The sequence below is a fragment of the Luteitalea pratensis genome, from assembly GCF_001618865.1.
Lineage (GTDB): Bacteria > Acidobacteriota > Vicinamibacteria > Vicinamibacterales > Vicinamibacteraceae > Luteitalea > Luteitalea pratensis.
The window spans coordinates 5,833,074-5,847,303 of record NZ_CP015136.1 but is presented as its reverse complement, the minus strand read 5'-3'; the positions used below and the strand labels follow the sequence as shown (position 1 = coordinate 5,847,303).

12 protein-coding genes are annotated in these 14,230 nt (G+C 66.7%); 10 read left to right on the top strand and 2 right to left on the bottom strand.

The window, feature by feature from the left end; genetic code table 11:
• The 8 genes from nuoK (at position 1) to LuPra_RS24565 (ending at position 10,944) form a co-directional block, all read left to right on the top strand.
• Positions 1-303: an NADH-quinone oxidoreductase subunit NuoK gene (nuoK, locus tag LuPra_RS24600; RefSeq protein WP_110173209.1), complete on the top strand. Its 303-nt coding sequence runs from the start codon at positions 1-3 to the stop codon at positions 301-303.
• A 14-nt stretch (positions 304-317) separates the two neighbouring features.
• Positions 318-2,405 carry an NADH-quinone oxidoreductase subunit L gene (nuoL, locus tag LuPra_RS24595; protein WP_110173208.1) on the top strand — a complete coding sequence of 696 codons (2,088 nt, stop codon included), beginning with the start codon at positions 318-320 and terminating at the stop codon, positions 2,403-2,405.
• Positions 2,402-4,012 carry an NADH-quinone oxidoreductase subunit M gene (locus LuPra_RS24590; RefSeq protein WP_110173207.1) on the top strand — a complete coding sequence of 537 codons (1,611 nt, stop codon included), beginning with the start codon at positions 2,402-2,404 and terminating at the stop codon, positions 4,010-4,012. The genes nuoL and LuPra_RS24590 overlap by 4 nt, the downstream gene beginning before the upstream one ends.
• Positions 4,009-5,445 (top strand): NADH-quinone oxidoreductase subunit N, encoded by a 1,437-nt coding sequence (locus LuPra_RS24585; protein WP_110173206.1) that lies wholly within the window; start codon positions 4,009-4,011, stop codon positions 5,443-5,445. The genes LuPra_RS24590 and LuPra_RS24585 overlap by 4 nt, the downstream gene beginning before the upstream one ends.
• Positions 5,446-5,566: 121 nt before the next feature.
• Complete coding sequence (gene rfbB / locus LuPra_RS24580) at positions 5,567-6,628, top strand: dTDP-glucose 4,6-dehydratase (RefSeq protein ID WP_110173205.1); 1,062 nt, start codon at positions 5,567-5,569, stop codon at positions 6,626-6,628.
• 310 nt (positions 6,629-6,938) lie between these two features.
• A complete protein-coding gene (locus LuPra_RS24575) occupies positions 6,939-7,178 on the top strand; it encodes an AbrB/MazE/SpoVT family DNA-binding domain-containing protein (RefSeq protein ID WP_157899619.1) in 240 nt (79 codons plus the stop codon).
• 3 nt (positions 7,179-7,181) lie between these two features.
• Positions 7,182-7,592: a type II toxin-antitoxin system VapC family toxin gene (locus LuPra_RS24570; RefSeq protein ID WP_110173203.1), complete on the top strand. Its 411-nt coding sequence runs from the start codon at positions 7,182-7,184 to the stop codon at positions 7,590-7,592.
• Between the two features lie 166 nt (positions 7,593-7,758).
• Positions 7,759-10,944: a phosphorylase b kinase regulatory subunit alpha/beta gene (locus LuPra_RS24565; protein WP_110173202.1), complete on the top strand. Its 3,186-nt coding sequence runs from the start codon at positions 7,759-7,761 to the stop codon at positions 10,942-10,944.
• A gap of 308 nt (positions 10,945-11,252) precedes the next feature.
• On the opposite strand, the gene selA is transcribed toward LuPra_RS24565, so the two are convergent.
• The gene (gene selA, locus LuPra_RS24560) at positions 11,253-12,662 is read right to left on the bottom strand and encodes an L-seryl-tRNA(Sec) selenium transferase (protein WP_110173201.1); all 1,410 of its coding nucleotides are present in this window, start codon (positions 12,660-12,662) and stop codon (positions 11,253-11,255) included.
• A gap of 91 nt (positions 12,663-12,753) precedes the next feature.
• Between selA and LuPra_RS24555 the strand changes: the two genes are divergently transcribed.
• Both LuPra_RS24555 and LuPra_RS24550 read left to right on the top strand, forming a co-directional pair.
• On the top strand, positions 12,754-13,203 hold the full coding sequence (locus LuPra_RS24555) for a hypothetical protein (RefSeq protein WP_110173200.1): 450 nt from the start codon (positions 12,754-12,756) through the stop codon (positions 13,201-13,203).
• Between the two features lie 40 nt (positions 13,204-13,243).
• Positions 13,244-13,837 (top strand): MXAN_5187 C-terminal domain-containing protein, encoded by a 594-nt coding sequence (locus LuPra_RS24550; RefSeq protein WP_110173199.1) that lies wholly within the window; start codon positions 13,244-13,246, stop codon positions 13,835-13,837.
• Between the two features lie 78 nt (positions 13,838-13,915).
• Here LuPra_RS24550 and LuPra_RS24545 read toward each other — a convergent pair whose 3' ends face one another.
• Positions 13,916-14,125, bottom strand: a complete 210-nt coding sequence (locus tag LuPra_RS24545; protein WP_110174855.1) for a cold-shock protein — start codon at positions 14,123-14,125, stop codon at positions 13,916-13,918.
• Between the last annotated feature and the right edge of the window lie 105 nt (positions 14,126-14,230).

Sequence of the window (14,230 nt, the reverse complement as noted above, 5' to 3'; positions counted from 1 at the left end):
ATGATCACGCTCAACCACTACCTGTTCCTCTCCGCCCTGCTCTTCAGCATCGGGACCGCGGGCGTCTTCCTGCGGCGTAACCTGATCACGCTGCTGCTGTCGGTAGAGATCATGCTCAACGCCGTGAACCTCTCGTTCGTGGCGATGGGCCGGTTCAACGGCTCGGTCGAGGGCCAGATCATCACGTTCTTCGTGATGACCGTCGCGGCGGCCGAAGCGGCCGTCGGCCTGGCGATCATCATCGCCCTGTTCCGGCACCGGGAGACGCTGTCACCCGATGCCTTCACCTCCCTCAAGTGGTAGGGCGAACGACGACGATGCTGCTGTTCATCATCCTTGCCCCGTTCATCGGGTTCCTGATCAACGCGACACTCGGTCGCCGGCTGCCCAAGACCGTCTCGGGCGGTGTGGCGGTGGCCGCGATGCTCGTCGCCTTCGGCCTCTCGCTGGCCTCCGCGGCGCAGATCTTCGGCGCCCCGGCTGATGGCCGGGTGATCGAGCAGGCGGTGTGCACCTGGTTCACGTCGGGCGACTTCTCGGTGCCCTTCACGCTGCGTCTCGATCCGCTCGCGACGGTAATGATCCTCGTGGTCACCGGCATCGGCTCGCTGATCCACATCTATTCGACCAGCTACATGCACGAGGAAAGCGACCCGGAGTACGCGCGCTACTTCTCGTACCTGAACCTGTTTGCGGCGTTCATGCTGACGCTGGTGCTCGGCGCCAACTTCCCGATCATGTTCGTGGGCTGGGAGGGCGTGGGTCTCTGCTCGTACCTGCTGATCGGCTTCTGGTTCACCAAGAAGTCGGCCAGTGATGCCGGCAAGAAGGCGTTCGTCGTCAACCGCATCGGCGACTTCGCGTTCATCCTCGGGATGTTCGGCGCGTTTGTGACCTTCGGCACCCTCGACTTCAAGGCGATCGCCGAGCAGGTCGCGTCGATGCCGGTCGAACTCACCTGGGGCGTGCTGTCGGTGACCACGCTGCTGTTCTTCATCGGCGCCACGGGCAAGTCGGCACAGATTCCGCTCTTCATCTGGCTGCCCGACGCGATGGAAGGCCCGACGCCGGTGTCGGCGCTGATCCACGCCGCGACCATGGTGACCGCCGGCGTGTACATGATCGGACGCAACGCGGAACTGTTCGCGCATGCGCCGCACACGATGCAGGTCGTGGCGGTGATCGGCGCGCTGACGGCGCTGATGGCCGGCACGATCGGCCTCGTGCAGAACGACATCAAGCGCGTGCTCGCGTACTCGACGGTGTCGCAACTCGGGTACATGTTCCTGGCGATGGGCGTCGGCGCCTTCTCGGCCGGCGTGTTCCATCTCTACACGCACGCGTTCTTCAAGGCGCTGATGTTCCTCGGCTCCGGGTCCGTCATTCACGCGATGGCGGGCGAGCAGGACATGCGGAAGATGGGCGGCCTGAAGAAGTACATGCCGATCACCTACTGGACCTTCGTGATCGGGGCCGCGGCGATTGCCGGCGTGCCCGGCCTGGCCGGCTTCTTCAGCAAGGACGAGATCCTGTTCCAGGCCTACTACACCGGCCACACCGGCCTGTGGGTCATCGGGGCGCTGACGGGGCTGTTGACGGCCTGCTACATGTTCCGCCTGATCTTCATGACCTTCCACGGCAAGGAACGGTTTGACGCCGGTAGGGCCGGCTCTCCGAGCCCGGCCGCTGCCCACGCTGCGCACGACGATCATGGACACGGGCACGCCCATGACGCACATGGCCACGGCCATCACGGCACGCCGCACGAGTCCCCCTGGGCGATGGCGCTGCCGCTGGTCCTGCTCGCGGTCGGATCGGTGGGAGCTGGCTACGTCGGCGTGCCGCATGCGCTTGGCGGCAGCAACGCCATCGAGACGTTCCTGCACCCGAGCTTCCACCCGGCCTCGGTGCACGGCCCCGCCGTCGCTGGCACCCATGGGTCAGGTAGGGACGGCTCTCCGAGCCGTCCGTCACCTGCCGACCACGCCCCGGCCAGCCATGACGACCCAGCCAAGACCCACACCGAGTTGACGCTGATGGGGGTCTCCACGGTGCTGGCGTTCGTAGGCATCGGCCTGGCCGCGTTCTTCTTCCTGCAGCGTCCGGCAGCGGCCGATGCGGTGGCGAGCAGCCTGGCGCCGGTGTACCGGCTGCTGCTGAACAAGTACTACGTGGACGAGATCTACGACGCCGCGATCGTGCATCCGCTGCGTGATGGTTCCTCGTCGGTGCTGTGGAAGACGGTGGACGCCCGCATCATCGACGGCGCCGTCAATGGCACGGGTCTCCTGGTACGAGAGTCGGCCGGCGCGTTGCGCCTGCTGCAGACCGGCTCGTTGCGCGTCTACGCGGCATCGCTCTTCACGGGCGTCCTCCTGGTCCTGGGCTACTTCCTCGCGCGATGACCTTCCCGCTCCTTACCCTGACCGTGTTTGCGCCACTCCTCGGCGCGCTCCTGCTGCTCGTGCTGCCCAACCAGAACGGCGAGCGGAACGGCCTCGTGCGCGGCATCGCGCTCGGCATCTCGCTGGTGGTGTTTGCGCTGACGCTGGCCGTCTGGCGTGCCTTCGACGGCTCGTCAGCCGACTTCCAGCTGGTCGAGCGCGTACCATGGATTCCCGCCTTCGGTATCGACTACCACGTGGGCGTGGACGGCATCAGCCTCTGGCTCGTGGTGCTCACCGGCTTCCTCACGCCGCTCGCGTTGCTCTCCTCGTGGCACGGCATCGAGAAGAAGGTGAAGGAGTTCAGCTTCTTCATCCTCGCACTCGAGACCGGCATGCTGGGCGTGTTCGTCTCGCTCGACCTGTTCCTGTTCTACATCTTCTGGGACGCGATGCTCATCCCGATGTACTTCCTCATCGGGATCTGGGGTTACGACCAGCGCGTCTACGCCGCGGTCAAGTTCATCCTGTACACGATGGCGGGCAGCGTCCTGATGCTGATTGCCATCATCGGACTCGCGGTCATCCATGCCCAGGCCACCGGCCAGTACAGCTTCAACCTGTTGCAGCTGTACCAGCTCACGCTGGACCCGAAGACGCAGTTCTGGTTCTTCCTGGCCTTCGCGCTCGCGTTCGCGATCAAGGTGCCGCTGTTCCCGTTCCACACGTGGCTGCCGGATGCGCACGTGCAGGCGCCGACGGCAGGCTCGGTGATCCTGGCCGGCGTCCTGCTGAAGATGGGGACCTACGGGCTCATCCGGTTCGCATTCCCGCTGTTCCCGGATGCCGCGTTGCAGGTGGCTCCCTACCTCGGCACCCTCGCGGTCATCGGCATCGTCTACGGCGCCCTCGTCGCGATGGTGCAGCCGGACATGAAGAAACTCGTGGCCTACTCCTCGGTGAGCCACATGGGCTTCATCGTCCTGGGCATCTGCGCGGCCAACGTGCAGGGCATGCAGGGCGCCATCTACCAGATGCTGAATCACGGCATCAGCACCGGCGCCCTGTTCATGATCGTCGGCATGCTGTCGGATCGCCGGCACACCCGCCAGATCGCCGAATACGGCGGCCTGAAGCATGTCATGCCGAAGCTCGTGGCCGCGTTCCTGATCATCACGCTGTCGTCGATTGCGATGCCCGGCCTGAACGGGTTCATCGGCGAGTTCCTGACGCTGATGGGTGCATATCGCTGGCGCCCCGAACTGGCGGCGGTGGCTGCGACAGGCGTCATCCTGTCGGCGGTGTACATGCTGTGGATGTTCCAGCGCGTGAACTACGGGCCGCTGAACAACCCGAAGAACAAGGACCTGCACGATCTCGAGCCGCGTGAATGGGCCGCCCTCGGGCCGACGCTGGTCATGGCCGTCGTGATGGGCGTGGCGCCGAACATCTTCCTGACGCCGATGGCGCCGTCGGTGGATCGGCTGGTCCAGCGCCTCCACGCACAGCGCCCCGCCTACGCCAAGGCTTCGGCGGGCACGCCCGCACAGGCCAGGGCCGTGCCCCTCACTACGCCGAAGCCCTTGCCGGCGACCGCGACCACGACTTCGGAGCAGGCAGCCCGATGATGACCGACCTGCAAGCCATCATGCCGATCCTCATCGTCACGCTCACCGCGATCGTGACGATGGTGGCCGAGTCGTTCCAGCCCAAGGGCGAGCGGGTGCCGCTCGGCGGGCTGGGACTGATTGGGCTCACCGGCGCCGCGATTGCGTCCGTGCTGCTGTGGGGACGTGACCTCACCGGCTTCGGTGTCATGCGCGCCGACAACTTCGCGCTCTTCATCTACGTGACGCTGTGCGTCATCGGTATCCTCACGATCCTGTTCTCTGGCGTCGTCGTCGACCGCGAGCGGATCCCGTCGGGCGAGTACTTCGCGCTGACCCTGTTCGGCATCTCCGGGATGATGCTGATGGCCGGCGCCAGCGATCTCCTCGTCATCTTCCTGGCGCTCGAGGTGATGTCGCTGTCGGTGTACGTCCTCACCGGGATCCGCCGCAGCAGCGAAGCGGGTGCGGAAGCCGCGTTCAAGTACTTCCTGCTCGGCGCGTTCTCGAGCGCGTTCTTCCTCTACGGCGTCGCCTTCACGTACGGCGTCGTCGGCAGTACGCGTCTCGACCAGGTGGCGGCGACGCTCGCGAGCCAGGTCAGTGGCCCGAGCGTGATGGTGATTCTGGCCCTGGCCTTCCTGCTCGTGGGCTTTGCCTTCAAGGTGTCGGCGGTGCCGTTCCACATGTGGACACCGGATGCCTACGAAGGTGCACCGACGCTGGTCACCGGATTCATGTCCACCGGCGTCAAGGCGGCGGCCTTCGCGGCCTTCATCCGCGTCTTCCTGTCCGCCTTCGAGCCGATGCACGGCGAGTGGGCGCCGATCGTCTCCGCGCTCGCCGTGGCGACGATGGTGCTGGGCACGACCGTCGGTGTCGCGCAGGGCAACGTCAAGCGGATGCTCGCATACTCGAGCATCGCCCACGGTGGCTACCTGCTGGTCGGCCTGGTCGCCGCCAACTCGGTGGGCAAGGCCGGCATGCTGTTCTACCTGGCCTCGTATGGCGTGACCAACGTCGCCGCGTTCGGCCTGATGGCGTTGCTGTCCACCGAGGATCATCCACACGACAACGTGCGCGACTTCGCGGGCCTGTGGTATCGCCGCCCGACCATGGCCGCGGCGATGACGATCTTCCTGCTGTCGCTCGGCGGGCTGCCACCGACGGCCGGCTTCGTCGCCAAGTGGTACGTGTTTGCCGCGGCAGTCCAGGAAGGCTATTACGGGCTGGCCATCATCGGCGTGCTCACCAGCGTGGTGTCGGTGTACTTCTACCTGCGCATCGTGGTGATGATGTACATGTCCGAGGACGTGGCGGTGGACCCGGCGCCGGCCGTGCCACGCAGTGCGATGGCTGGGCTCGCCCTCGCCACCGGAGCGATCTTCTACCTCGGCGTCGTGCCGACCCGCGTCATCAACCTCGCGGTGCAGAGCGTGCAGGGGCTGTTCTGACGTTGGCCGGCCTTCGTCACTCGGCCATCGGCCATCGCGCGTCAGGCTTCACAACGGCCGGTCATGACGTGCGTTATTTCGAAGGCCGAAGGCCGTGTGCCGACGGCCGACAGATGCCCTGATGTCGACCATCCTCGTGACCGGCGGCGCCGGCTTCATCGGCGCCAACTTCATCCACTACTGGCTCGGGCTTCGCGAGGGTCGCGTCGTCAACCTCGACAAGCTGACGTACGCGGGCAACCCGGAGAACCTCGCGAAGTTCGAGGGCGGCGCACGCCATGAACTGGTGCGCGGTGACATCGGCGATCGCGCACTGGTCAGCAGCCTGCTTCGTGCCCATCAGCCGGTGGCGGTGATCAACTTCGCCGCCGAGAGTCACGTCGATCGCTCGATCACGGGACCGGCGGCCTTCGTCGAGACCAATCTCCTCGGCACCTTCGCCCTGCTCGACGAGGTCAAGGCCTACTGGAGCGGGCTCGAAGGCGACGGCCGCGACGCATTCCGCTTCCTGCACGTGTCCACCGACGAGGTGTACGGCTCCCTCGGTGCGGAGGATGCGGCGTTCTCGGAGACGACCCCGTACGCGCCCAACAGCCCGTACTCGGCCTCCAAGGCGGGGTCGGATCATCTCGTACGGGCGTATCACCACACGTACGGCCTGCCCGTGCTGACCACCAACTGCTCGAACAACTACGGGCCGTTCCAGTTCCCCGAGAAGTTGATTCCGCTGATCATCCACAACGCGCTCGCGGGCAAGCCACTGCCGATCTACGGCGACGGCTTGAACGTGCGCGACTGGTTGTACGTGGAAGACCACTGCTCGGCGATCGCCCGCGTGCTCGACAAGGGGAAGGCCGGCGAAACCTACAACGTCGGTGGCAACAGCGAACGCCAGAACATCGCCGTCGTCCACACCCTGTGCGACATCCTCGACGAACTCGCCCCTCGCGGCGCGGGCTCCTACAAGGAGCTGATCACCTTCGTGCGCGATCGGCCGGGGCATGACCGCCGTTACGCAATCGACCCGACGAAGATCCGTACCGACCTCGCATGGGAACCCTCGTTCACGTTCGAGGCGGGGATGCGCCAGACCGTCCGGTGGTACCTCGATCACCAGGACTGGGTGCAGCGCGTGACGAGCGGCGCCTACCGCGAGTGGGTCACCACCCACTACGGGCACTGACGAACGCCGAATGCTGAGGTCACACGTCGAACGCCGAATGCGGATCGGTGCCCGGTGCCCGGTGAACGTCGAGAGTCGGCCGCACGCCTGTCGGACGTAGCCGTCGACCTTCCACCTTCGCCAAGGCTACGGCGGACAAGTCAGGTCGACGGTCAGGGGTAGGGCAGGAGAGACAGAGCTAAGGGGTCCAACGGTAGAACCCCGAAGGGCCCCTGCGCCACCCCTTCCGAGCGGGTCGACACCTTCATGCGGCGAGCCAGGCCGGAGCGCATTCTTTACTCGCATGGTAAAACGGCTTTACCATCCAAGGGTGAATTCCAGCATTTCCTCCAAGGGTCAGGTCACCGTCCCCAAGGCCCTGCGAGACCGTCTTGGACTGAAGGCTGGCACGACCGTCGAGTTCGAGCTCACCGACGGCGGCGTGCTGATGCGGAAGGGGCACAAGGGCCAGCGCCCTGTTGATCGAGTCCGGGGTGTGCTGGAGCGCCGCCACTCCACCGACGAACTGATCGACCAGATGCGCGGTGCACGTCCGCGACGCCGGGACTAGGGCATGACGACCGCGGTTGATTCGGCGGTGTTGATCGACGTGTTCCAGGACGAGCCGGCGTGGGCACAGCAGTCGGCCAACGCGCTGCACGCGGCAAGCCGCGCCGGGCGTGTCGTCGCCTGCGATGTCGTCTGGGCCGAGGTGGCCGGACGCTTCGGGTCGGCGCCAGCGGCGGCGGCGGCGATGTCCACGTTGGGGATCGATTTCGATCCGCTCGACGAGGCTGCGGCTGCCAGCGCGGGACTGCTATGGCGGATGTTCCGCGAGGCCGGCGGGTCTCGACGTGAACGTGTCATCGCCGATTTCATGGTTGGGGCCCACGCGCTTCACAAGGCCGATGCCCTGCTGACGCGCGATCGCGGGTACTATCGCCGCTACTTCAAGCCGCTGAAGCTCATCGAGGTCACACGATGAATGCATCATCCTGGCCTTTCTGCGAGAGAGCGCCAGTCCGGCGAAGGTCAGCGGTGTCTGTCACGGGCCCTGGCCGCCATGCCGTGAATCGGCGCGTTCTGCGGTAAGCTCAGCTTTTGGGCTATGTGCCCCTGCCAACCAGTGCCGCGGTATTCGAGCAACCGCAATGGACAGGATCCAGTTACGGACCACGCTGGACGGCTACTACCGGGAAGTGAAGTCGCTGATTCTCGACAAGCAACACCCTGTCACGGGTCTGTTGCCCGCCAGCACTGCGGTCACCACTCACGGCAACTACCGCGACGCCTGGGTGCGTGACAATGTGTACAGCATCCTTGCCGTCTGGGGGCTCGCGATCGCGTACCGGTCGCTCGAGGACGGCGGTGGCCGCGGCTACGAGCTCGAGCATCGCACTGTCCATCTGATGCGCGGCCTCCTGCGCTCGATGATGGCCCAGGCCGGCAAGGTCGAGGCCTTCAAGTACAGTCGCGACCCCAGGGACGCCCTTCACGCCAAGTACGACACCGAGACCGGTGCGCACGTCGTCGGCGACTCGGCCTGGGGCCACCTGCAGATCGACGCGACGTCGCTGTACCTGCTGATGCTCGCGCAGATGATCACGTCGGGGCTCTCGGTGATCTGGACGCTGGACGAGGTCAATTTCGTCCAGAACCTCGTCTACTACATCGAACGTGCCTACCGCACTCCCGACTATGGAATCTGGGAGCGTGGCGACAAGCTCAATCGCGGCAGCGTCGAGATCAACGCCAGCTCGGTCGGCATGGCCAAGGCTGCGCTCGAGGCCCTGGCCGGCTTCAACCTGTTCGGCTCGCGCGGTTCACAGGAGTCGGTGTTGCACGTCGTGCCCGACAACATCGCGCAAGCGAACCTGACGCTCCTGTCGATCCTCCCTCGCGAGTCCAACACCAAGGAGACCGACGCGGCGCTGCTGTCGGTCATCGGCTATCCCGCGTTCGCCGTGCACGACGCTGCGCTCGTCGATCGGGTGAGAACGGAAGTCGTCGGCCTGCTGTCAGGCCGCTACGGGCTCAAGCGCTTTCTCCGGGATGGACATCAGACCGTGCTCGAGGCCGAGGGGCGCCTGCACTACGAGGAGGAGGAACTGCAGCGGTTTGCACACATCGAGTCCGAGTGGCCGCTGTTCTTCACGTACCTGCTGGTCGACAGCCTGATGTGCGGCGACACGCAGTCGGCCGTGCAGTACGAGGAGCGCCTGCGAGGGGTCGTGATCGAGCGCAACGGCATCGGGCTCCTGCCGGAGTTGTACTTCGTGCCGGCCGAGGCCATCGCCGCCGAAAGGACCAGCCCTGGCTCGCAGGCCCGCCGGGCCAACGACAACGTCCCGCTGGTCTGGGCCCAGAGCCTGTACCTGCTCGGCCGCATGTTGAAGGACCACGTGCTCCTGGCCAACGACATCGACCCGCTGGGAAGGCGCCGGCATCGTGCGCCACCTCCGCCCGTGGTGCAGTTGGTGTTCCTGGCGGAGGATGCCGCGTTGCAGAGTGACCTCGCCGAGCACGGCGTGCTCACCGAGACGCCCGAGGACATCGAGCCGGTGGCCGTCTATCTGCCACACGACATCGCGCTTGCATACGGTGAAGTGGGCAGCAATGTGCCGCTGGGCCTGACCGGACGTTCGGCGCGTGCGTTGAAGAGCCTGACGACCAGCCGGCTCTACAGGCTGCGGGGCCGGACAGGCGTGTGCCTGGCGTCGTTCTTCCTGCAGCAGGAGTTCTTCCTCGCCTACGACCTGGACTTCCTGTTGCGCCGATTCGAGAGCGAGCTCGCCTACCTGCATCGCAACTGGACGCTCTCGGGTCGACCGACGGTGACGGTACTGCTCACGCACCAACTGCTGGATGCCGACCGCACCTCGTTCTATGGCTTGATGCGGCAGGTCGCCCTCGGCCGCGTCGGTGATGTGCCTGTGAGACGCGGGCGCCTCGCCGAGTTGATGCCCACGGCAAACGTCGAACGCATCGACGATCTGCATGCGCTGGAGATTTCCGATGCGCCGTTGGCCATGCGCATGGGCCGCACGACGGTGCTCTCGGAGCCGGGGACGCAGCGGCCGCTGGACCCCACGGCGGAGATCGCCATCGACACCACGGCCGACGCAGCGTCCCTGATCGCGCGTCTCGCCGATACCGATAACCTCTACGAGCAGATCGAGTTGCTCGCGGCACTGGCCCGCATCCAGTCCCTGGATGCCGTGATCAGCATGCGCGGCGACACCGGACCCGTGCGGGAGCTGATCGACGAAGTGTACGAGCAGGCAGGGCGCCGGCGGCTCTGGGCCATCCTGCGCAGGGCGGCAGGCCTGCTCGGCAAGGTGGACGGCGACCTGAACCTCGCGGTGGGTGCGATCCTCGTGCGGCAGAAGAACATCCAGGTCGGGCGTGCCTATAGCGACGACTCGCTGATATCGCATCCGCTTCCGGACCACCAACTGCTGGCGAAGATCAACACCTACTGTCGCGACGATGTGCGCGACCGTGTGCTCACGCAGGAGATCCTGCTGTACCTCGGGGTCCTGATCAGGGAGCGGCCCGAGCTCCTTGGCGAGTTGCTGACATTACGCGTGAGTCACTTCATCCTGCTGCTCACCAGTCAACTGGCTCGCGAGCAGGACGTCAGCACGGGTGAGGCGTACGACGCGTTGATGGCGCTGGCGCCGTCAGTGGTCCAGCAGCGGCTCGAGGGCGTGCTGGAGCAGTACCAGGCCATCGAGGACCTGCCGCAGCAGCTCGAACAGCTGCAGGCGCAGGCGGCTCGCGGCGCCCTCGATTGGAAGCAGGATCTGGGCCTGGAGAAGCTGCGAACACCGCGCGAGGGCTGGCTCGCCTGGCGGCAGCTTCGCGGCATCATCGACCGTCGTCCGGCACACTTCTACGCGGACGTGTGGAACATCTTCCGGCATGCGCCGGCGCTGATCATCGGCGAGAAGCTCGAGCGCCGGAACCGCATGAGCAGCAGCGTCGTGCTCAGTGACATGACGCCGGGCGAGAAGGCGTTTGCGCTCTTGCTCGAGCATCTGCTCAACAAGATTGGAGCGGCCGAGTATCGTCAGCTCAACATCGAATCGCTCAGCGTGCTGGCCAGCTTCTTTCGCCAGAACCCCAGCCTGCAGATCGAAGACGACTGTGTGCTCGACGCGCTGATCGGCCACGCCGTGCGCCTTGCGTATCTCGATCAGCGCGCCGATCACGAAGCGAGCTACAACGACTACAAGGCCGACGCCTGGACCGCCTTCTATGCCAGCGCGCCGGAGCGCACGAGCACCTTCCTGGTCACCGCGCTGCGCAGCCTGCTCCGGTTCGAAACGGCATGACGGCCTTCGTCAATCGGCCTTCGGCCTTCGCCGGCCCGTGGCCCGCGCAGAGCAAGCTCGACGCCTACAATTTGAGCTTGGCCCTGGCTCTTCAGCCTCTCACGTTGCTGTTCGGCGTTGAGCGTTCGACGTTCCGCGTTTTCACGTAGCCGTCGACCTTCAGGTCGACGGTCAGCCACACGCCGCCCGCGTCGAGCAAGCTCGACGCCTACACCTTGGGCCATCGGCTTGGGCCTTGGGTCGTCAGCCTAGTGGCCCTTGCTGTTCGGCGTTCGGCGTTCGGCGTTCGGCGTCCGACGTTCTCAGGATCAGGCCTGCATCGCGATGCCGACGGTGGCGGCAAGCGCGTCGTCATCATCTTCGGCAACGGTTCGCGGGTCGAGACAGACACGATCGTCGGCGATGCGGGCGACCACGACGGTCCGGCCCTGACGCAGGGCGGCGAGGAGCCGGTCCGGAGATGTCGACTCGACCCGCACCAGGCGCGTCGGGAGGGTTTCGCCGGGCAGGCTGCCACCGCCCACCGTCGACGCGCCGTCTGCCGCCTCGCACGCGACGCCAGCCGATCGCAGCCGGGTGACCATGGCGTCCGCGCGCGCGGCAATGACGTCGAACGGGAGTGCCAGCATCCGCATCACCGGCACGTCGTCGGCGGCCCGGCCGCTCGTGAACGCACGCAGTGTCGCCTCGAGTCCCGCATAGGTCACCTTGTCGACGCGCACGGCGCGCATCAGCGGATGCTGCCGGATGGTGGCGACGAGGTCGGCGCGTCCGACCAGCAGGCCTGCTTGCGGTCCTCCAAGCAGCTTGTCGCCACTGAATGCGACCAGGGCAGCGCCATCGCGCACGCTGTCGCGCACCGCCGGCTCGCGCGATAGCACTGCGCGTGCCTGCGGCGGGAAGGCGTCGGCGGCGAACAGATCGAACCCGAGCCATCCCGAGCCCTGGTCCTCGACGAGTGGGACACCGAATCGCGTCGCCACGGCCGCGAGGTCGGCGAGGGCGGGTCTCTCGGTGAAGCCGTCCATGCGGAAATTCGACGGGTGGACGCGCAGGATTGCCGCGGTGCGATCCGAGATCGCGGCGGCGTAGTCGGCGACCCTCGTGCGATTGGTGGTGCCGACTTCGCGCAAGTGCGCACCCGAACCCCTGAGGATCTCGGGCACACGGAAGCCGCCGCCGATCTCCACGAGCTCGCCGCGGCTGATGATGACCTCGCGGCCGCTCGCGATCGCAGCGAGTGCCAGCGTCAGCCCCGCCGCCGTGTTGTTGGTGGCGACACCCGCGTCCGCGCCGGTGGCGTCACGCAACGCCGCGTCGAGGTGGACATGCCGCGAGCCGCGTTGCCCGGTCTGCAGGTCGACCTCGAGGTTGCTGTAACCGGCGCCCACCCGGTGCATCGCCGCGAGCGCGTCGCGCGAGAGCGGCGCTCGTCCGAGGTTCGTGTGGATCACGACCCCGGTGGCGTTGATGACGGCCTTGAGCGACGGGTCGCGAGTCGCGGCCAGTGTGGCGGCCAGCCTCTCGACCAGCAATGTGGCGGCGAACTCGCGCGTGCCGGCCTCGGCCTGCCCCGCGACAAGTTCCGTGCGCAGGCGGGACACCTCCGCGTCGAGGGCCTGGCGCACCCGCCGCGTGCCATGCATGGTTGCCAGCGCCTGTACCTCGGACAGCCCCAGCAGGTGATCGACCGCAGGGATGACGCGCGCCCGGGACACGCCGCGATGCTACCATTGCGACCCGCGGGTCCCTTCCCGCGATGCCGACCGCTCGTGCCCGTATGGCCGGGTTCGATGGCCGCCGCTGCGCATGACCGACACTGCCAAGACGACCGTCCCCGCCGAGCGCCCCGCGGCCCTCCCGGACTACCAGCCGCAGGAGCATTTCTGGCCGTACGTCGAGCTCACCGAGCAACCGACGCCGGAAGAACTCGCGGCACTCGACCCCGATCTGCGGACGGCGCTGTACGGCGCTGCGGACATCCCGTTCTCGTTCACGCTGGTGTTCCCGCGCTTCGACGGACCCGATTACGAGCGTGCCATCGAACTGGCCCGGCAGTCGGCCGAGTATCGCGAGGTGGGGACCGGCGATCAGTTCCGCATCCGCGCCCGGTTCTATCCATCCGACGTCGCACGCATGCGTGACCTGTTCGTGATCGCTGCCCAGCACCCGGGCTGCGAGGTGCTGGTGGACGATCGCCCCGTGCCCTTCGCGCGCGAGTTGTGGCTCCCGCTCAGCTGGTTCCTTCTGCCGCGTTGAGGCGGCCTGCCGAGGCGTCGATTCCTGGAGCCCCGCTCCCGTGCCCCCACCCAGCGCTCTCGAACGCGAACTGCAGGCCCTGGCCGTCCATTTGAAGAAGGTGGAGGCCGAGTACACGATGTACTTCTCGGGACGGACCGGCCGTCCGCCCATCGAGAGCCGCGCCGCCCTCGAGCGTGCGTTCAAGCGCTTCGGCCGTACGCCGTTCGACAGCCCGGTCACCCGCTTCCAGTTCACGACCCTGCAGGCCCGTTACTCCTCGTTCTCGGATCTGTGGGACCGCGGCGTACGGGCACGCGAAGAGGGGCGTGGCGGTCCGTTCATGCGCCAGCCGCCGGCGGTCCCGGCGCCGGCGTCAGACGAGGTCGTCCACGCGACGGCGTTCCGCGACCCGGTGCAGGAGATGGACAAGCTGCGTGACCTGTACGACGCGCTCATGGACGCGAGGCGCGACGAGGGCCACGAGGTGGTGCCCTTCCACAGATTCGCAACGCTGGTGCGCGAGCAGGTGAAGGCGCTCCAGGACAGGCATCCGGGGGACCAGGTCTGGTTCCGGGTGACTCGGCAGGCAGGAAAGGTGAACCTCTCGGCGAGGGCCGTCAGGCCGCCGGCCGACGATGACCACGGCGGGTAGGCAAGCTCCGCGGGTTGGCAGCGACGGTGGGCGGGGTTCGTGGGCGCCGTGCCGGCCGCCCACGGTGTCGGTCAGCGGCTAGCCGGCTTTCGTCACGTTGCCGGCTTGCGGTCCCTTCGGACCGTCGACGATCTCGAACTCCACCGGCTGCCCCTCCTCCAGTGTCCGGAAGCCGGCGCCCTGAATGGCGGAGAAGTGCACGAACACGTCACTACCCGATTCGCGCTCGATGAAACCGTAACCCTTGGCGTTGTTGAACCACTTGACCTTGCCCGTGATGCGTTCCATGGTGCTGACCTGCCTTGCTTCGCCGCCGGTGCGGACCGGCAGAAGGTACGCTCGGCCGCCAAGGCCCAGGCGTACGGTTGCACCGGAAACCTGCAACTTTTGCTC

Bases quoted from the DNA above. Each gene is read 5' to 3' on its own strand.
- nuoK (WP_110173209.1), top strand. From the start codon at position 1: ATGATCACGCTCAACCACTACCTGTTCCTCTCCGCCCTGCTCTTCAGC.
- nuoL (WP_110173208.1), top strand. From the start codon at position 318: ATGCTGCTGTTCATCATCCTTGCCCCGTTCATCGGGTTCCTGATCAAC.
- LuPra_RS24590 (WP_110173207.1), top strand. From the start codon at position 2,402: ATGACCTTCCCGCTCCTTACCCTGACCGTGTTTGCGCCACTCCTCGGC.
- LuPra_RS24585 (WP_110173206.1), top strand. From the start codon at position 4,009: ATGATGACCGACCTGCAAGCCATCATGCCGATCCTCATCGTCACGCTC.
- rfbB (WP_110173205.1), top strand. From the start codon at position 5,567: ATGTCGACCATCCTCGTGACCGGCGGCGCCGGCTTCATCGGCGCCAAC.
- LuPra_RS24570 (WP_110173203.1), top strand. From the start codon at position 7,182: ATGACGACCGCGGTTGATTCGGCGGTGTTGATCGACGTGTTCCAGGAC.
- LuPra_RS24565 (WP_110173202.1), top strand. From the start codon at position 7,759: ATGGACAGGATCCAGTTACGGACCACGCTGGACGGCTACTACCGGGAA.
- LuPra_RS24555 (WP_110173200.1), top strand. From the start codon at position 12,754: ATGACCGACACTGCCAAGACGACCGTCCCCGCCGAGCGCCCCGCGGCC.
- LuPra_RS24545 (WP_110174855.1), bottom strand. From the start codon at position 14,125: ATGGAACGCATCACGGGCAAGGTCAAGTGGTTCAACAACGCCAAGGGT.